Origin of the sequence: Kitasatospora sp. NPDC001547, from assembly GCF_042894165.1 — a bacterium.
In the GTDB taxonomy this organism is placed as follows: Bacteria; Actinomycetota; Actinomycetes; order Streptomycetales; family Streptomycetaceae; genus Kitasatospora.
Window position 1 is genome coordinate 60,037 of record NZ_JBIAVL010000007.1, and the last position, 18,149, is coordinate 78,185.

The window sequence follows — 18,149 nt, forward strand, 5'->3', positions numbered from 1 at the left end:
CCGACCCACCCGCCGCGACCGGGCCGGCGCCCCCACTCCGGGGCGCCGGCCCGCCGTCCGTCCGGGCGCCGGTTTCTGGCACAGGATCGGGATATTTCCCGCACCGGCCCGTGAACGACCCCGCCGTACGGTGATGACGCAGCAGAGACCGGCACGAGACCGGCACCGTCATCCCAACGACCGCAGGAGAACCCATGCGCACGCGCCGCCTCGTCCTCACCGCCGCCGCCGTCACGGCGATCGCCGCCGCCGCGACGGCCTGCGGCCCGGAGAACAGCGACGCGAGCCCCGCTCCCGCCGCCACCGCCGCCGCGCCCGCACCGGCCACGGCTGCCCCGGCCACGGCCGCACCGGCCGGAGCCGCGCCCACGAAGAGCGCCCCGCCCAAGGCCCCCGCCGCCCCGTCCGCCTCCGCGACCTCCGCCGACAAGAGCGGCTACGGCCAGGCCTGCGGCGCCAACGACCTGGTCTTCTCCGCCAAGTCCGAGAGCCAGGGCGGCGGTTACATCCTGATCAGCGCCAAGGCCAAGCCGGGCATCACCTGCACGCTCCCCGGCACCCACCCCGTCATCGCGTTCGGCTCCGGCGGCATCGAGGCCGCGCCCGTCGAGCACGGCACCGCAGAGCCGATCACCCTCAGCGGGGCCAAGACCGCCTACGCGGGCATCATGGCCAAGACCACCAAGGGCAACCAGGCCGTCGAGTTCACCGACGCCGTCATCGGCATCGGCAACCCCGACCCGAACCCGGCGAGCGTCCCCGTCGGAGCCACCCCGGTCGACAAGCCGGTCGTCACCAACTGGCACACCCTGCCCAAGGACGCCGTCCCGGTGAACTGACGAGACGTCATATGGTCGCTGCTGAAAGCCGGATGGCAGCGCGGTGCCTCAGACCGTCGGTGCGCTGACGGCGCGGTGACGGTACGGCCGGGCACCTTCGAGAGGTCCCGTCCCGCCTCTTCCGGGGAGCGCCCATGCCGATCACCATCCGACCGGGAAGCACCGTGATGTTCACCGGCGACTCGATCACCGACTGCCGGCGCCGGGAGAGCGAGGACGGCCTCGGCACCGGCCACCCGCTGCGCGTCGCGGGCGAATGGGCCCACCGGCACCCGGACCGCCCCGTGACCTGGCTGAACACCGCGAACGCGGGCGACAAGGTGATGGACCTGGAAGCCCGCTGGCGCCCGGACGTGCTCGACGCGCGCCCGGACGTGCTGTCGGTCCTCGTCGGCGTCAACGTCACGGGCCGGCACACCCTCGACCCCGACGGATACCCGATCCCCGCAAAACGGTTCGAGGCCGGCTACGACCGTCTCCTCGCGCCCCAAACCCCGCTCCGGGCCCGGACCGGCCCTGCCCCGACAACTGAGCTCTGCCGGGCGGCTCCGAGTCACCCGAGGACGAACGGGACCCGTTCCCCGAGCGTCCCCAGGGCGGTCCGCTCGGCCTCGCTCGGGGCCCGCCGCCCGGTGCCGACCAGCAGCGCGTCCGCGTCGGACAGGGCGGCCGGGAACGGGGCCCCGGCGATCCGCTCCAGCAGCCTCCGTGCCGCGGCCAGCCCCTCGGCGGGCGGGCCGGGCACGTGTGGCAGGTGCGCGACCAGGTCCAGGTGGTGCAGCGTCCACTCCAGCACGTACGCGTCCAGGTAGTCGGCGGCGGTCAGCACCTGCCCCTGGGTGGCCACCCGCAGCCGCGGGTCGGCGAGGTCGGCGGCCCGGCCCGCCGCGGAGCCGACGTCGTCCAGGTGGAAGCGCAGCAGCGCCGGGTCCCCGTACGCGGCGGCCAGCCGTACGGTCAGCGCGGCCAGCGGGTCCTGCCCGTCCGGCGGCTCCCGGTGGACCTCCCAGTACGACGCGGCGTCACGGGTCGGCTCTTCCGGGGAGGGGGTCACCAGGGTGATCAGCACATCCTGCGCGTCGATCACCAGATGGCAGACCAGATCCCGCACCAACCAGCCCGCACACCCCGACGGCTGCGCGAAGTCCTCCTCCGCGAGCCCGTCCACCGCCGCCCGCAACGCCACCCACGACCGCCCGAAGAGCCCCACCCCCGCAAGCTACCACCACGGCCCCACCACCCTCCCGCCCGCCGCAGCACCAAAAGTCGGCCCCGCCGACTTCCCCTCCACCCTCCGCGCGAGCCCCGCGCCCGTTGCGCCGCAGGTGTCGTCCGCCCCGCACGGGAAGTCGGCCCGGCCGACTTCCCGCTCCACCTTGGCGTGAGTGCTGAGGTTCTCGCTGGAGACCTCACCGCCCGCTGCGGCACGGGAAGTCGACCGGGTCGACTTCCTGCTCCATCCTCCGCGCGAGCCGTGCACGCCTTGCGCCGGAGGTGCCGTCCGCCCGGCATGGGAAGTCGGCCCAGTCGACTTCCTGCTCCGCTGCGGATGGGTGCCGAACATTGAGGGTGCGGCCTCGGGGGCGTGCGGGTGCGGAGGGGGAAGTTGAGTGGGGCGGCTTTCTGCTCCGTCTTCGCCTCCGTTGCCGCTGCGGTACGGGAAGTCGGACCCGCCGACTTTTCACTCCCGCTCTGTGTGAGCGCTACACCCCTTCGATGGGGGTGCCGCCTATCCGGCGTGGGAAGTCGAGCTGGCCGACTTCTTGCTCCGCCTTGGTGTGCGTGCTGAGGTTCTCGCTGGAGACCTCACCGCCCGCTGCGGCACGGGAAGTCGGCCCGGTCGACTTCCTGCTCCGCTGCGCACGGTGCCGCACATCGAGGGTGCGCTTCCCAGCGGCGTGCCGGGTGTGGGGTGGGAGGTTGGGTGGGGCGGCTCCGTCTTCGCCTCCGCCTCCGCTGCGGCACGGGAAGTCGGGCCGGTCGACTTCCCGGTCGGCCCTGGTGTGAGTGTGGGGTGTTCTCGGGGGAGATCCGACTGCCGGCTGCGGGGCCGCAGTGGACGGGGAGGTGCTCGGTCAGTCGGAGAACCCGAGGTGCAGGATGGTGGCCCAGTTGTCGGTGACCAACAGCAGGTTGCGGCACCATATGTCGTCGACCAGGTACGGGCCGTTGACGTCACCGGCGCTTCGGACGGGCCCCAGGTGTGCTTCGATGACGTCGGCAACGCCGTCGGCGAGTTCGCCGGCCCCCCGGATCTCGGCGGGGGTGCGCACGTCGGGGTCCGAGGACCTCTGGGCGGAGTGCATGAACCCGTCGATCACCTGGCGGCGGAATACGTCCCGCCAGGCCCGCGGTGACTCGAACGGGACGACCGACGTTCCTGCCTGGCGTCCACGGGCCCCCGGGTGGCACACGGATTGAGCGAGATCCTTCAGCCGGTCATGCCCGGGCGTCACCCCGGCCACGGGGACCACGTGGAGCAGCTGTACGGACGACACCCCCCAGTTGCAGTCGTCGAGCAGTTCCTCCAGTGGTTCAGCCGCGTCTGACACCGCGTCCGGAGCGTCGAGTGGATTCGGCATGGGCGTCTGGATCCTCTGTGCGGTTCTGCGCTTCGGCCTCAGTCTTCCACTCCACACCCGGGGGCGTCAGGGGGTGCCGGGGGAGGGGTGGCGGTCGAGGGCGTGGCGTAGGCGGTGGATCTCGGCGTGGGCGTCGGCGAGTTGGCGGCGGATGTCGGGGGGTGGTGCGGTGCGGGTGCGGTGCAGGGCGGCGATCCACTCGGCCTCCTCCGCCGGGCCGGCTCCGCAGGCCCGGACGAACTCGACGAGGACGCGCTCGGTGCAGTCCCGTTCGCCCGTCAGCACCCCGTGCAGGGTGCTGCGCGGCAGGTGGCTCACGGCGGCCCGTACCGCGCGGGCTTCCAGTTCGCGCAGGGACGGGCTGCCGGCGCGCAGCCGCAGCCGCCGCATGGCGAGGAGCAGTTCGGAGCGCTCCGTGACGTAGCGCAGGGCCCGGCCCGCGCCGGGCGCGGGTGGTGGGCCCGGCAGCCGCTTGCCCGTGCGCCGACCGGGCCGGTTGGCGTCGGCGCGCAGCCACAGCCGCTCGGCGGTGCGCACCGAGCCGCCGCAGGCCCGGGTGTAGGCCTCGGTGACCGGCCAGGTCGGCACGGTGCGGCCCTCGTCCGCGCGGGAGAGGGTGGCGAGGGAGACGGGCTGGGTGAACCCGGCGGTCTTGTGCGCCATCTGGCTGTAGGTGAGGCCGGAGCGCTCGCGCAGCCCGCGCAGCCACTGCGCGAGCGTCCGGACCTCCTTGTCCCGCTCAGCCAGGGCGCTGTTCAGGCGCCCCACCGGCCGCCGCCTAGCGGGCCCGGTGGGCGGTGAGCGCCTCGGCCAGGCGGCGGGCCAGCTCCGTGCCGAGCAGTCCGGCGGCGGCCAGGGTGGCGACGGCGGTGCGGGCGGGGGTGCCGGAGGCGGTCAGGGCGGTGGTGAGGAGGAGGACGACGACCACGAGCACGGTGGCCGGGACCGGCACCCCGGTGCCGGGTGCCGTCCGGATCTCGACGCACGCCGCGTGCGCGGCCGGGGTGTACTGCTGTTCCATGCGGTCTCCGCTTCGCTGGGTTGCGGGGGGTTGCCACTCGACCGGGGTCCTCGTGCGCCCGACCGGCCTTCCAGGGCCGGTCGGGCTGGACGCCCACGTATAGGGTTGCCGTGGGCCACGGCGGCGGTCCACCGCTTTACGGCGCCGTTTCTCGCTTTGTCCCACTCGAAGTTGAGAAACCGTCAGGGAAAATCCGCAGCTCACACCCGCCGCCCGCTCCCGCCTGCGGGCTCCGGCGGCCCGCCGCGTCCGACCTCGCGCACCCTTTCGGGCTTGCCACGGGGGCGCGAAAAACGCCAGTCTTGGTGGCTGTCGGCGGGGTACGTCCCCGCACAAGCCCCGCCCCGGGCCCGGAGCCGGAGGTGCCGGGGCTCGGCGCGGCAATCGGCACGACGACGGGGGCGGCGGGAAGCCGGCTGGGCGGAAGGCGCCCACCCCCGTCCGACGAACGCGGTCTCCCCGGCCGTTGCCACTCGACACCATCCAGGGGATCCGGCCTGCCCTGTTCCAGCAGGGCCGGCCAGGGGCGGCCCCGCCGCACCCGGGCCCGCACCAGCGGGCCGTCCGGCCGGCTGCCGGGTCAGCCGATCAGCCGGCCGGCGGGGCGGGCGGTCAGGCCGACAGGCGGTCAGTCGGCCGACCGGTCCTCGGCCCGGTCCTCGGGTCGGTCCGCCGTGACCGGCAGCAGGCCGCGCTCGCCGAACACCTTCTTGGCGACGAAGGTGGCGTTGAGGGCCTTCGGGAAACCGCAGTAGGCGGCGGAGTGCAGCAGCGCCTCGACGATCTCCTGCGGCGTCAGCCCGACGTTCAGCGAGGCGTTGACGTGGACCTCCAACTGCGGCTCGCACCCGCCGAGCGCGGTGAGCATGCCCAGGGTGACCAGCTGCCGCTCGCGCGGCGGCAGCCCGGGGCGGCTGTAGATCTCCCCGAACCCCCAGGCCACGATCTGGTGCCCGAGCTCGGGGCTGATGTCCCCCAGTGAGTCCACCACCCGCCGCCCGACCTCGCCGTCGATGCGGTCGAGCACCTCCAACCCGTGCGTGAAGCGCTCCCGGCGGACCTCGGCCTCGTTCGCGGACGTGCTCATCTGCAATGCTCCTGTCCCGTCTCCCGGCCGCCGACCACCGGCGGCCCGAACCACGGCAGAACCGTAGGACTTGGAGTGCACTCGAACTCAAGCCCACCACGCCGCCCCGCCTTCGCAGGAAGATTTGCGGTCGAACCCCCCTGAAATGGCATCACTGCGCCCTATCCGGGCCGAAAGATTTCCTGTGCGCAAACCACCCGAAGGGATGGCCCCGCATCAGGACGCCACCCACGAGCGGGCAGTGCGCCACGAGCGCCGCGCCGGGCGGCGGCTGCCGGCGCCACCCGGCGGGAAGGCCGTGGTGCACGGGTTGCACGGCGTGGGTGGCATGAGTCGACCGCGATGCGCCGGGCGCCCGCAGGGCGGGGAGCCGGCCGCCCGGCTCCCCGCCGCCGTACGGGCGCCCGCGGGGGTCAGGCGCGGTGGTACTGGACGGGGGTGGTGACCTCGCCGCCGAGTTCGGCGGCGGCGTGGCGGGCCCAGTAGGGGTCGCGCAGCAGTTCACGGCCGATCAGGACGGCGTCGGCGCGGCCCTCGGTGAGCACGGCCTGGGCCTGGGCGGCGTCGGTGATCAGGCCGACGGCGGCCACCGGCAGGTCGGTCTCGCGGCGCACGGCCTCGGCGAAGGGCACCTGGAAGCCCGGCGCGGCCTCGATCCGGGCGTCGGGCACGACGCCGCCGGTGGAGACGTCGAGCAGGTCGACGCCGTGGGCCTGGAGCTCCTTGGCGAGGCGCACGGTGTCCTCGGAGGTCCACCCCTCGCGGCCGTCCTGCGGGTCCTCGGTGAGCCAGTCGGTCGCGGAGACGCGGAAGAAGACCGGCAGGTCCTCGGGCCACACCGAGCGGACGGCGTCGACGACCTCCAGCGCGAAGCGGATGCGGCCCTCGAAGGAGCCGCCGTAGCCGTCGGTGCGGTGGTTGGAGGCGGGGGAGAGGAACTGGTGGACCAGGTAGCCGTGGGCGCCGTGGACCTCGGCGACCTGGAAGCCGGCGTCGAGCGCGCGCCGGGCGGCGTCGGCGAACTGCCGCACGATCCCGCCGATCTGCTCCTCGGTCAGCTCGTCGGGCGTGGCGTGGGCGGGGGAGAAGGCCTCGGCGCTGGGGCCGACCGGGGTCCAGCCGTGCTCCTCGTCCGGGGTGACGGGGCGCCCGCGGTCGACCCAGGTCCGCTCGGTGGAGGCCTTGCGGCCGGCGTGGGCGAGCTGGATCGCCGGCACGGTGCCCTGGCTCTTCAGGAAGGAGGTGATCCGGCGGAAGGCCGCGGCCTGCTCGTCGTTCCAGATGCCGAGGTCGTACGGGCTGATGCGCCCCTCGGGGCTGACCGCGGTGGCCTCCGTGATGATCAGCCCGGTGCCGCCGGCGGCGCGGGCCGCGAGGTGGGCGAAGTGCCAGTCGGTCGGCACGCCGGCCGCCTCCCCGTCCGGGGCGGCGCTGTACTGGCACATCGCCGGCATCCAGATCCGGTTGGAGACGGTCAGGGCCCGCAGGGTGAGGGGCGCGAAGAGAGAGGTGCTCATGTCGGTCGGACTCCCGGTGGGGTCGGCTGGCGCCGGGCGAAAGGGTGAGTGAGCATGCAACTTTTGCAGCTGCATTTACATTCCCAAACAATAGTTGCGCGCGCAGGCATTCGCAAGGGGTGCCCCCGCCGCCGCACTCGCCCCTGCCCGCCCGCATGGGACCGGGAACGTAGGCCGTCGGGGAGCGCCCCGCCCGGGCGGGGCGCGGGATCGTGATCGGGCACGAAGGATCGACACGCGGACGAAGCGCGGGAGTCGACGCCCCCGCAACGCCGGACGGCGCCGCCCGGGGGACCGGGCGGCGCCGTCGAGGCGGGACACGTGCCGCACGCCGTACGGCACGTGCCGGGCCGTCAGCGCGCCGTCTGCGGGACCCGCTGGGCCGGGACGGCGCCGTGGGTGGCGCGCGGGGCGGCGGAGGCGGCCGCCGGGGAGGCGCCGAGGGCGGTGCCCCGGGTCTCCTCGGCCCACATGACGCAGACCAGCAGGCCGAGGGCGGTGGTCCCGGCGGCGATCAGCATGGTCGGGCCGGTGCCGAGCCCGGTCAGCGACAGCGGCAGCAGGTAGGTGCCGACGGCCGCGCCGATCCGGCTGACCGAGGTGGCCACGCCCACGGCGGTGGCCCGGATCTCGGTCGGGAACAGCTCGTTGGGGTACGTCCAGTCGAGCACGTTCGGCCCGCCGCACAGGAAGGCGTACGCGCACAGCGCCAGCAGCGCCACCGCCGCCGGGGCGGTGGGCCACACGCCCAGCAGTGCCAGCGGGACGGTCATCAGCGCGAACGACCAGATGATGACGGGCCGCCGGCCGCGGGTGTCGATCAGGCGCAGCGCCGGGTAGCAGCCGAGCAGGAAGACCAGGCTGATCAGACCGGTGCCGAGGGTCTCCATCACGGTGCCGCCCGGCATGCCGAAGGAGGAGAGGATCTGCGGGCCGAAGGTGAGCATCGCGAACAGCGGGCCGACCTGGCACAGGAAGAACAGGCCGCAGAACAGGGTGCGGCGCCGGTAGGGTTGGGTCATCAGCAGGCGCAGGCCGGCGGGGCGGCCGCGCTCGGCCGGATCGGGCATCAGCTCCCGGCCGTCGACCCGGACCCCGAGGTGCTTCTCGACCACGCGCACCGCGTCGCCGACCCGCCCGTTGGCGGCCAGCCAGCGCGGCGACTCCGGCGAGCCGCGCCGGATCACCAGGAACACCACGCACAGCACGGTGGAACTCGCCAGCATCCAGCGCCAGCTGCCCGGACCGGCCAGCTCCAGGAACAGGTAGCCCACCACGTAGGCGAGCACGGAGCCGGCGTACCAGGCGACGATCTGCTGCCCCAGCAGCCGGCCGCGCTGCTTGGCGGGCAGCCACTCGGCGAGCAGCGAGGTGGCGATGGGGTAGTCGGCGGCCACGGCCATGCCGAGCACGAAGCGCAGCACGGCGATCGCCCACACCGCGTCCACCCAGAAGGAGAGCACCGAGCAGGCGACCATCACGAGCAGGTCGGCGGTGTACATCACCTCCCGGCCGATCCGGTCGGTCAGCACGCCGAAGAGCGCGCCGCCGACGAACATTCCGACCAGGGCGGCGGCGCCGATCAGGCTGACCTCGGCGGTGGACAGCCCGAGGTCGGGACGCATCCCGATCAGGGCGACGCCGACGATGCTCAGGATGTAGCCGTCGAGCAGCGGGCCGCCCGAACAGGCCAGGGCCAGCCTGCGGTGGAACGCGGTATACGGGGCGTTGTCGATGGTCTGGGACATGTGCTGGGGGTCCTCCGGAGCGTACGGCGCGCACTGCGCACCGTGCGCCGGGTAGACGGCAGGGAAAGGCGCCGCCCACCTCGGACGGCGCCGTCGCCCGGTCACAACGGGCGACCGTCCACGGTTGCCCCGGCCCCGTGGGGGCGCCACCGGGCCGAAGGTCGACCGGATTCACGACCAAGGTCCCGAAGCGGACAGGCCCTTCGCCCGTGGGCGGGCGGCGCCCGCCCAGTCCTGCCGGGGGTGGCCGCCGCCGACGGCGGGCAGGGCGCGCCGGGCGTGACCCTTGTCACCCGGGAGCCCCAACTGCCCTGGAAATGTGACCTGTTCCACAGCAGGCCGGTGCCCGTCCGTACGGGCGCGGGCGCGCTGCGTGACCCGGAGCGGGCCGCCGCGGGCCCCGGAACGCGCCGCCGCGGGCCCGGTGTCGGCTCCGCGTCAGGGCGCCGGGCGCGCCAGCCCCAGCCGGGCGAGGCCGGAGTCCAGGGCCGCCTCCAGGTGGTCGGCGGAGCCGGTGGTGAGGAGGATCAGCACCCCGCCCTGCACCCCGGCCAGCAGCGCCGCCGCCTCCCGGTCGGCGTCCAGTGCGGGGTCGAGCGTCCCGTCGTCCCGCAGGTGGCGGATGCCGGCGGCGAGTTGGCGCTGCCACTGCCCCAGCAGCTCGGCGGCCACCGTCCGGCCCGCGCCGGCGCCCGTGCCGGCGGCCGTGCCCAGCTGGGACAGCGCCACGTGCAGCGGGCAGCCGACGCCCTGCGCGCGGTAGCGGGCGAGGACCTTGTCGCGCCACCGCCACCAGGCCTCCCGGGAGGTGAGCGCGCCCAGCTCGGGCTGCTGGTCCTCCAGCACCCGGGCCGCCTCGAAGCGGGCCACCGCCAGCAGCAGTTCGTCCTTGCCGCCGGGGAAGTAGTGGAACAGCTGGCTCTTGCTGGTGGAGGTGCGGGCCATCACGTCCTCCAGGCGCAGCGCGAACACGCCCTCCTCGCGGATCTCCCGGGCGGCGCCCTCGACGATGCGCTGCCTGGTCGCCGCGCCCTTGCGGGTCGGCGGCACGTGCTCCCGCGCCGCGGTCACGGCAGCAGCACCAGCTTGCCGGTGGTGCGCCGGGACTCCAGGTCCGCGTGCGCCCGGGCCGCCTCGGCCAGCGGGTAGCGGCCGGTGACGTGCGGGGTGAGCCGGCCCGCCAGGACGAGGTCGAACAGCTCGCCGGTGCGCCGTACCAGGGCCTCGCGGGTGGGGACGTGGTGGTGCACCACCGGGTACGTCAGCAGGATGCTGTTCGGCAGGTCGGTGGGCCGCAGCTCGGGCACGCCCATGAAGGGGCCGTAGTAGGCGTGCACGCCGTGCGGGCGCAGGGACAGCTGGGAGGAGGCGAAGGTGTCGGCGCCGCCGCCGTCGTAGACGACGTCGGCGCCGCGCCCGCCGGTCAGCTCGCGGATCCGGTCCTCGAAGCCGCCGCCGGAGTGGACCAGCACGTGGTCGGCGCCGGCCTCCTTCGCGACGGCGGCCTTCTCCTCGCGGGAGACCAGGGCGATCACGTCGCCGCCGCGCGCCTTGACCAGCTGGGTCAGCAGTCGGCCGACCCCGCCCGCCGCCGCGTGCACCACCGCGGTGTCGCCCGGCGCGATCGGGTGGGTCTCGGTGCTCAGGTGGCCGGCGGTCAGGCCCTGCATCAGCAGGCCGCCGGCGACCTCGTCCGGCACCCCGTCGGGCACCCTGACCAGCGAGGCGGCCGGGACGGCGAGCAACTCGGCGTAGCTGCCCGGGTGGTAGAACCAGGCCACCCGGTCGCCGGCCGCGAACCCGTCCACTCCCTCGCCGAGCGCGACGACGTACCCCATGCCCTCGGCGCCCAGGACCGCCGGCGCCGCCCAGCCCGGGCCGCCCACGGCGCGGGCGCCGACGTCCATGTAGTTGACGCCGGCCGCGCCCAGGCGCACCAGTGCCTCGCCGGGGCCGGGGACCGGGTCCGGCAGCTCGGTCCAGCGCATGACCTCGGGGCCGCCGTGCTCCTCGATCCGGATCGCGTGCATGGGTGACACCTTCCTGTGCGGGCCCGTCCGGGCGCGGAGAGGGGGGACGGGAAGCACGGTAGGCAGCCGGAAATGGACCCTCAAGTCCAGAAATCCGTACGGTCGGGGGGTGGTTGGCCGTCACCCCGGGGCCGGCGCGGCCGGCGTTGTCACCGCCGGCCGCGCCCGCCGGGGTCGGCGGGGTTCGCGGCGAGGCGCCCGAGCATCGCCATCACGGTGATCCGCGCGTCCTTGTCGTTCGTCACCGCGCAGTGGGCGTCGACGGCTCGCTCGTCCGGGTCCTCGTCCGGCTCGATCAGGCCCACGCCGATCAGGTCGACGGCGTACTCGCGGCACCGGGAGTAGCCCGCCGCGGCGCTCATCGCCTCGACGTGGTCGATCCCGTCGGGGTCCGCGGCGCGCAGTCGCGCCGGGGTGGGCGGCGGGCCCTCCACCTGTTCGACCCAGGCCGAGACGGCCTCCCGGGGGCAGCCCCGCTCCAGCTTCGAAGCGCTCGCCGCGGTGAGCGCCAGGTGGATGACGAGCGACCCGAACCAGGCGGTGACCTCGGCCGGAGGTGTGTCCGTGCCCGCCGGCGGCATCACGGCCCGGTACAGCGCGGCCGCGTCCTCGGCGCGGGCGGCGGCGACGACCGCCTTCACCGCGCTGCCGAGGGCGCTCTGATCGATCGTCACGTCGGTGAACCCTTCCCGGAGTCGGCAGCCGTCAACCTACCGCTCCGCAACCGGGGGTGTCGCTTCGCGCGCGGCCGGAGGGCCCCGGGGCCGCGGGTCGGGCCGATCTGCTGCGGAACCCGTCGCGACTGCGGCAGGATGCGGTACGGATGCCTACGGCCGGGCGGCGGTGACGACGAGTGAGACGTTCTGCCCGCCGAAGCCGAAGGAGTTGCTGAGCACGGCCTCCTGGGGGGCGTCCCGGCGCGCGGCGACGACGTCGAGGTCGATGTCGGGCGCGACGCCGGCCGCGGTGAGGTTGCGGGTCGGCGGGATGACGCCGTGCTCCACGCTGAGGACGGCGACGAGCGCCTCGATCGCGCCGGCCGCGCCGAAGAGGTGGCCGAGCGACGCCTTGGGGGCCGTCACCGTGGCGCGGCCGAAGACCTCCCTGATCGCGTGCGCCTCGGCGGTGTCGCCGGCCGGGGTCCCGGTGGCGTGGGCGTTGACGTGGCCGATCCGCCCGGGAGCCAGGCCGGCCTGCGCGAGGGCCTTGCGCATGGCGCGGACCTGGCCGGAGCCGTCCGGAGCGGGGGCCGTGATGTGGTGGGCGTCGGCGGCGATGCCGGCTCCCGCGAGCACCGCGTGGACGTGCGCGCCCCGCCGGGCGGCGTGCTCGGCGCTTTCGAGCACCACGACGGCGGCGCCCTCGCTGAGCACGAACCCGCTGCGGTCCGCGGCGAACGGCCGGGACGCGGAGGCGGGTTCGACGGTGTACCGCGACAGCGCCTGCGCCTGGACGAAGCCGGCGACGGTGATCGGGGTGATCGCGGCCTCCGTCCCGCCCGCGATGACCACGTCCGCCTCCCCGGCGCGGATGAGCCGGGCCCCCAGGGCGATCGCCTCGGCGCCGGAGGAGCACGCCGAGACCGGCGTGTAGGACCCGGCCCGCGCGCCGTACTCGATGCTGATCAGCGCCGCCGCCGCGTTGGGCATGAGCATCGGCACCGTGCGCGGCGAGACGCGCCGCCGCCCGGCCGTCTCCAGGGCGTCGTCCTCCTTCAGCAGCGTCCCCACGCCCCCGATGCCCGTGCCGATCGCCGACGCGAGCCGGTCCGGGTCCACCCGCGGGGCACCGGCGTCCGCCCAGGCCTCGGCCGCCGCGACGAGGGCCGCCTGCTGCGAGCGGTCGAGCCGCCTGGCCCGCACCGGCGGCAGCGACCCGGCGGGGTCGACCGCCATCGTCCCGGCGGCGGTGTCGGGCAGGCCGGCGTCCTCGTGGCCGCGCAGGGCGCCGCCGCGGATGCCCGACTCGCCTGCGAGCAGGGCCTTCCAGGTCGACTCCACGTCTCCGCCCAGTGGTGTGGTCGCGCCGAGTCCGGTCACGACGACCTCGGTCCGGTGCATGCCCCTCCGCCTTTCTTGTATGCCATACAAGCGAACGGGGCTAGTTGTATCACATACAATTCGGGGGTGGAGAAGAAGCGAACCGAAGCCCGGTCGACACCGGCCCGGGTCACCGGTGTGTCCTCGCGTGACCGCGGTCGCGCGACGAGGCGCCAGCTGATCGAGGCGACCGCACGGCTCTGCGAGCAGCGGCCCGGCGCGGAGATCAGCGTCGCGGAGATCGCGAACGCGGCGGGCGTCTTCCCCAACCAGGTCACCTACTACTTCGGCTCCAAGGACTCGCTGCTCGTGCACGCCGCCTTCCTCGGCCTGCTGCACGACGCCCGGCGGATCGAGCGCCTCGGCCGCCAGGCCCCCGACGCGGCGGCGTTCCGGCGCAACATCGCCCGCGCCGTCCTCGCCATGCCCTCGCTCCCGTCGGTCGCGCGGGCACTCGCCGCCGGGATCTCCAAGCCCGACCTCGCCCCCGTCGTCGACCGGCACCTCCAGCTGCTGTTCCGGCAGTCCGAGCGCTTCGTCGGCCAACTCCTCGACGCCCGCGGCTGGCAGGCCCGCCGCCCGCTCGACGTGGAGACCAGGACGTTCTGGAGCACCGCGCTCGGTGCGGTGCTGCTCGTCCGCGCGGGGGCGAACGGCACCGTCGCCGACCTCGACCTCGCCGGAGCGCTGACCGTCCACGACGAGTCCGGGCGCGGCGACTGAACCCGGCCGTCCGTGCTGTTCGTGCTGTGCGTGCTGCTGCTGTCCGTGCTGTCCGTGCTCTCCGGCGGGCAGGCGCTCGACGGCCGGGACGTGCGCCGGACTCTGACGGTCCGTCGGCACGAAGCCGCAGGCCCCGGACCGCGTACGGTCCGGGGCCTACGGCGCGCACCCCCGAGGGGGCCGCGCGGCCTTCAGGAGGGGCAGCCCCCGGGCCGTACGGAGCTGATCTGGTCGTTCAGGCTGTACTGCGTGACGTCGCCCGTGTAGTCGGCGGCGACCGGAAGGCACCGGCCGCCGAAGTCGACGTTGGTGTACACCGACCAGACGCGGCCGGTGCGGTTGCGCAACGACGACGTGATGTTGTCGAAGTCCAGCGAGCCCAGCGAGGCGCGCTGCCCGCCCAGCCCCACCACGCGGCCCTGCCCGCCGACGTCCTGGAACAGGCAGAAGTTGCCGCTCGCGCACCGGTCGTAGCCGCTCTGCGCGGGCGCCGCGGCCGCCGTCGGGGCCAGCGCGGTGAGAGCGAGCCCCGCGGCCATCGACAGGCAGGCGGCCGTCGTGTGGAACTTCGCCATGTCTTCCTCCTGATGCGGTCGGGTGCCGAGCGCGGTGCGCCGGTGACGCGCCTGCGACGGCCTGCCGGGTACGCCGGTCCGGACGGTGGGGCGCTGCCTCCCGGCTCGCCTGCGACTGTGGCAGAGGCAGCGGGCCGGGCGGCGGACATGTCCGGCGATGTCACCCGCGAGGGGCATGGGCCGGGCATTCCTCACATGAGTGGTGAACACGGCGCCCGAGCGGGCCTCGGGCGCCGGTCGCGCGCCGGGTCGTCCCGCCGGGCCGTCCCGCCGGGTCGCCCCCGGGGCGTACCGCCGGGCGCGTCCCGCCCGACTCCGTTCGCGCCGGTCCCGTGACGGCCCGACGGCGATTTCGTGACCTTGATCCCGCCCGCGGCCGCGTCCGGGACCGATACCGTCAGCTCAGGGCGGGTGGGGCGCGGGTGTCGCGCCGGGCGCGGAGGGGAGCGAGGGGCATGGAGCGGCTGGCAGCGGACGATCCGCGGCAGGTGGGCGAGTACCGGTTGCTGCGGCAGCTCGGCGCGGGCGGGATGGGCCGGGTCTACCTGGGGCGCACCACGGGCGGACGGACCGTGGCCGTCAAGGTGGTCCGCCCCGACCTGGCCGGGGACGGCGACTTCCGGGCCCGCTTCCGCCTGGAGGTCGAGGCGGCCAGACGGGTCGGCGGCGCCTGGACGGCACCGGTCCTGGACGCGGACACCGAGGGCGGGCGCCCCTGGGTGGCCACCGGCTACGTCGCCGGGCCCGCACTCACCACCGCCGTGGGGGAGTTCGGGCCGCTGCCCGAGCCCGCCGTACGGACCCTGGGCGTCGGCCTGGCCGAAGCGCTCGCCCACGTGCACGGCCTCGGACTGGTGCACCGGGACGTCAAACCGTCCAACGTGCTGCTGACCCTGGACGGGCCGCGGCTCATCGACTTCGGCATCGCCCGCGCCCTGGACGCCACCACCATGCTCACCCGGTCCGGCCAGGTGTTCGGCTCGCCCGGTTTCATGTCCCCGGAACAGGCGAACGGGCTGCCCGCCGGGCCGGCCGGCGACGTCTTCTCGCTCGGCGCGGTGCTCGCCTACGCGGCGACGGGCACCAGGCCGTTCGGCTCCGGAGTCAGCGTGCCCGTCCTGCTCTACCGGGTCCTGCACGAGGAACCCGACCTCTCCGGACTGGACGGCCCGCTGCGCGCCATCGTCCGGGACTGCCTGGCCAAGGACCCGGCCGCCCGCCCGACACCCGGACAGCTGCGGGAACGGCTGGACGGCGACGGCTCGGCCGCCGCCCGGCTGGGGCACGGGGACTGGCTGCCGGCGCCGCTGGCGGCGGCGGTCGGGCGCAGCGCCGTGCAACTGCTCGACCTGGAGGGGGAGGCCGAGGCGGGGCCGGCGGCCTTCGTCCCGCCGGCTCCGCTCGTCGCCCCGGCTCCGCTCGTCGCCCCGGTCCCGCCGCCGTCGGCACCGGCCACCGTGCCGGACCACCGGCCGCACCCGTCGCGGGCCCGCGGCCGGCGGGGGTACGGCGCGCTGGCGGCCGTCCTGGTCGGCGTGCTGCTGCTCGGCGGCGGATACCTGCTGGTCGAGCGGCTGCGGGACAAGGACCAGCAGGCCACCGGGCCGAACCCCGGACAGAACGCCCCAGCCGGGGGCAGGACGGCGCCGCCCTCCGCCCCGGCCTCGAAGAACAGCGAGCCGACCGACGACGGCTCCGACCCGGCCGAGGACAGCCCCGCGCCCGGCGCGTCCCCCACCGAACCGGGCCCGGGCACCATCCCCGCGAAGTTCCTCGGGACCTGGATCGGCGAGCGCAAGGCCGTCAACGGGGACGTCACCACCGTCACCCTCACCATCGCCCAGTCGGCGCCGAGCCAGGCGAAGAGCAGGATCCGCGTCGAGACGCCGACGACCGGCGCCTGGTGCGAGGGCGCGTGGACGCTCAGCGACGCCGACGAAAGCCGGGTCACCTACGCGTCCAAGACGACCGGCTACTCGCCCGGCGGGCGGTGCATCGACGACGGGGAGACCTACCGCAAGATCATGATGCTGCCGGACGGCGCACTGCGTTACTACATGGACCTGCTCAAGAACGACCAGTTCATGGTGCTGCAGAAGAAGAGCTGACCAGCCGTCCGTCCGGGCTCCCCTCCCGGACGCCCGCGGGCCGCCCTGTACACCACCCGGGCGCCCCGTGCCGGCCTCCCGCAGCGCGCACCCCGGGGACCTCGGCGAAGCCGAACCCCCACCAGGACGCCAGCAATCACCCCCACCCATCCCCGGGGATGCGCAGGAAGTCGGCGGGGCCGACTTCCTACGCGAGGTGGCCGAGATCCGGGCCCGGGGCACGGGCCTCTCGATCGCCGCAGAGCCACCAACTCCCCATGTGCCGCCGGGGGCGCGCAGGAAGTCGGCGAGGTCGACTTCCTGTGTGGGGTGGTCGGGAGCCGGGCCCCGGTCACCCGGGTCTCTCGATCGCGGCAGCGCCACTCCCAACCCGCCGCTGGGAGTGGCAGGAAGTCGGCGGGGTCGACTTCCTGTGCCCGGGCCCCGGCTACCCGGGTCTTCCGATCGTCGCAGCGCCGTCAACTGCCCGCCTGCCGCCGGGTGTGCGCAGGAAGTCGGCGGGGTCGACTTCCTACGCGGGGGTGGTTGGTCTGGGGCCGGGGTGTGGTGGTGCTTGGGGTGGTCTGGCGCCTGGAAAGTCCGTGAGGCCGACTTCCTGTGCGGGGAAGTCGGCCTCGGGGTGGGCTGCCGCGTAGGAAGTCGGCGGGGCCGACTTCCTACGCGGTGAGGGCGGTGACCAGCAGGGTGAAGGCGCCGATGATGACGGCGACGCGGACGTAGTGGAGGCGGTCCCAGCGGTTCTGCTGCTGCTTCCAGTCGGCGGGCCGGTTCTCGGGGGTCCACGTCTTGCCCCGGTTGTTGATCGGGACGAGCAGCAGGACCGACATGACGACGCTGAGGGCCAGCAGTGCGCCGGAGGTGACGACGAGGCCGGTGTCGTGGTGCTCCCGTCCGGCGACGGCCCAGGCCGCGACGAGGACGAGCGAGGTGATGTACCAGACCGGCATCACGGCGCCGAGCATCCGCCCCCCGTGGGCGCGGCCGCGGATGGCGCTGTCCTCCGGGAGGGCGTTGAGGATCGGGTTGATGACGAAGGCGACGGAGAACTCCACCCCCACCATCACGCCGACGATCACGGTGGTGAGGACCTGGAGTGCGTTGAGCATGATGGGGCCCGTCCTGAGATCTAGCGTTGATAGATGACGTGTCGACGCTAGACCTTCTGCTGCTCGATTGTCTAGCGGTGCTAGGATCCGAATCATGTCGGTACAGGAACGCAAGGAACGCGAACGGGCGGACCGCGAGCGCCTCATCGTGGCAACGGCCCGTGAACTCGCCGAGCAGCAGGGCTGGGACGCCGTCACCACCCGCCGGCTCGCCGAGCGCATCGAGTACAGCCAGCCCGTCCTCTACAGCCACTTCCGCGGCAAGCGCGAGATCATCGGCGCCGTCGCCCTCGAAGGCGCCGCCGAGCTGGCCGCGGCGGTGCGGGCGGCGGCCTCCGCCGCCGACGGTCCGCGCGCCCGGGTCACCGCCCTCGCCCGCGCCTACCTCGACTTCGCCGCCCGCAACCCGGCGGTCTACGACGCCATGTTCCAGCTCGACGGCGGACTGGCGTTCGCGCAGGAGGACACGCCGGAGCCGCTGAAGGACGCCTTCGCCGCCCTGCTGGAGAGCCTCGGAGAGGTCGCGGGGGACGGCGTCCACCCGGCGCTGTTCACTGAGGTGTTCTGGGCGGCCCTGCACGGGCTGGCGACCCTGACCAGGGCGGGACGGCTGCCGCCGGAGGAGGCCGAGCGCAGGACGGAGCTGATGGTGAGCCGGCTCGCCGTGGTCTGACGCACCGTCCCGGCGGGGCCCGCAGCCGGGGTCCGCGGGCGCCGCGGCTGCGTCGGCCGGGTCGAGGCCGAACGGCTCGCGGGGACGGGTGCACGCGAACG

At 74.7% G+C, this 18,149-nt stretch carries 17 protein-coding genes; 4 read left to right on the forward strand and 13 right to left on the reverse strand.

Translation table 11 applies throughout. The features are described from left to right. The first annotated feature begins 194 nt into the window (after positions 1–194). The gene (locus ACFY0X_RS15515; protein WP_387754263.1) at positions 195–839 is read left to right on the forward strand and encodes a DUF4232 domain-containing protein; all 645 of its coding nucleotides are present in this window, start codon (positions 195–197) and stop codon (positions 837–839) included. 553 nt (positions 840–1,392) lie between these two features. Here ACFY0X_RS15515 and ACFY0X_RS15520 read toward each other — a convergent pair. The 11 genes from ACFY0X_RS15520 to ACFY0X_RS15570 all read right to left on the reverse strand — a co-directional run bounded on the left by ACFY0X_RS15520 (position 1,393) and on the right by ACFY0X_RS15570 (position 12,884). Next, positions 1,393–2,049 (reverse strand): maleylpyruvate isomerase N-terminal domain-containing protein, encoded by a 657-nt coding sequence (locus ACFY0X_RS15520; protein ID WP_387754266.1) that lies wholly within the window; start codon positions 2,047–2,049, stop codon positions 1,393–1,395. Between the two features lie 865 nt (positions 2,050–2,914). Then, positions 2,915–3,145: a hypothetical protein gene (locus ACFY0X_RS15525; RefSeq protein WP_387754269.1), complete on the reverse strand. Its 231-nt coding sequence runs from the start codon at positions 3,143–3,145 to the stop codon at positions 2,915–2,917. Positions 3,146–3,487: 342 nt separating this feature from the next. After that, positions 3,488–4,189 (reverse strand): helix-turn-helix domain-containing protein, encoded by a 702-nt coding sequence (locus ACFY0X_RS15530; RefSeq protein WP_387754272.1) that lies wholly within the window; start codon positions 4,187–4,189, stop codon positions 3,488–3,490. A 10-nt stretch (positions 4,190–4,199) separates the two neighbouring features. Beyond that, complete coding sequence (locus ACFY0X_RS15535) at positions 4,200–4,442, reverse strand: hypothetical protein (RefSeq protein WP_387754275.1); 243 nt, start codon at positions 4,440–4,442, stop codon at positions 4,200–4,202. A 628-nt stretch (positions 4,443–5,070) separates the two neighbouring features. Next, positions 5,071–5,529 carry a carboxymuconolactone decarboxylase family protein gene (locus ACFY0X_RS15540; RefSeq protein WP_387754278.1) on the reverse strand — a complete coding sequence of 153 codons (459 nt, stop codon included), beginning with the start codon at positions 5,527–5,529 and terminating at the stop codon, positions 5,071–5,073. A 413-nt stretch (positions 5,530–5,942) separates the two neighbouring features. After that, entirely contained in the window at positions 5,943–7,046 is a 1,104-nt protein-coding gene (locus ACFY0X_RS15545) for an NADH:flavin oxidoreductase/NADH oxidase (protein WP_387754281.1), read from the reverse strand. A gap of 353 nt (positions 7,047–7,399) precedes the next feature. Continuing rightward, positions 7,400–8,794: an MFS transporter gene (locus ACFY0X_RS15550; RefSeq protein WP_387754283.1), complete on the reverse strand. Its 1,395-nt coding sequence runs from the start codon at positions 8,792–8,794 to the stop codon at positions 7,400–7,402. Positions 8,795–9,232: 438 nt separating this feature from the next. Beyond that, positions 9,233–9,844, reverse strand: a complete 612-nt coding sequence (locus ACFY0X_RS15555) for a TetR/AcrR family transcriptional regulator (RefSeq protein WP_387754906.1) — start codon at positions 9,842–9,844, stop codon at positions 9,233–9,235. Positions 9,845–9,861: 17 nt separating this feature from the next. Further along, entirely contained in the window at positions 9,862–10,824 is a 963-nt protein-coding gene (locus ACFY0X_RS15560; protein WP_387754286.1) for a quinone oxidoreductase family protein, read from the reverse strand. Positions 10,825–10,973: 149 nt separating this feature from the next. After that, a complete protein-coding gene (locus ACFY0X_RS15565) occupies positions 10,974–11,498 on the reverse strand; it encodes a hypothetical protein (protein WP_387754288.1) in 525 nt (174 codons plus the stop codon). Positions 11,499–11,651: 153 nt separating this feature from the next. Continuing rightward, positions 11,652–12,884 carry a beta-ketoacyl-[acyl-carrier-protein] synthase family protein gene (locus ACFY0X_RS15570; protein WP_387754291.1) on the reverse strand — a complete coding sequence of 411 codons (1,233 nt, stop codon included), beginning with the start codon at positions 12,882–12,884 and terminating at the stop codon, positions 11,652–11,654. A gap of 66 nt (positions 12,885–12,950) precedes the next feature. Between ACFY0X_RS15570 and ACFY0X_RS15575 the strand changes: the two genes are divergently transcribed. Beyond that, complete coding sequence (locus tag ACFY0X_RS15575; protein ID WP_387754294.1) at positions 12,951–13,586, forward strand: TetR/AcrR family transcriptional regulator C-terminal domain-containing protein; 636 nt, start codon at positions 12,951–12,953, stop codon at positions 13,584–13,586. A gap of 191 nt (positions 13,587–13,777) precedes the next feature. Here the strand turns inward: ACFY0X_RS15575 and ACFY0X_RS15580 are convergent, their stop codons facing one another. Next, positions 13,778–14,161, reverse strand: coding sequence for a peptidase inhibitor family I36 protein (locus ACFY0X_RS15580; RefSeq protein ID WP_387754297.1), 384 nt, complete (start codon positions 14,159–14,161; stop codon positions 13,778–13,780). 455 nt (positions 14,162–14,616) lie between these two features. Between ACFY0X_RS15580 and ACFY0X_RS15585 the strand changes: the two genes are divergently transcribed. Further along, on the forward strand, positions 14,617–16,269 hold the full coding sequence (locus ACFY0X_RS15585) for a serine/threonine-protein kinase (protein ID WP_387754300.1): 1,653 nt from the start codon (positions 14,617–14,619) through the stop codon (positions 16,267–16,269). 656 nt (positions 16,270–16,925) lie between these two features. Here ACFY0X_RS15585 and ACFY0X_RS15590 read toward each other — a convergent pair. Further along, positions 16,926–17,375, reverse strand: a complete 450-nt coding sequence (locus ACFY0X_RS15590; RefSeq protein WP_387754303.1) for an anthrone oxygenase family protein — start codon at positions 17,373–17,375, stop codon at positions 16,926–16,928. 94 nt (positions 17,376–17,469) lie between these two features. Here ACFY0X_RS15590 and ACFY0X_RS15595 point away from each other — a divergent pair, with 94 nt between their 5' ends. Continuing rightward, positions 17,470–18,048 carry a TetR/AcrR family transcriptional regulator gene (locus ACFY0X_RS15595; RefSeq protein WP_387754305.1) on the forward strand — a complete coding sequence of 193 codons (579 nt, stop codon included), beginning with the start codon at positions 17,470–17,472 and terminating at the stop codon, positions 18,046–18,048. Positions 18,049–18,149: the final 101 nt, after the last annotated feature.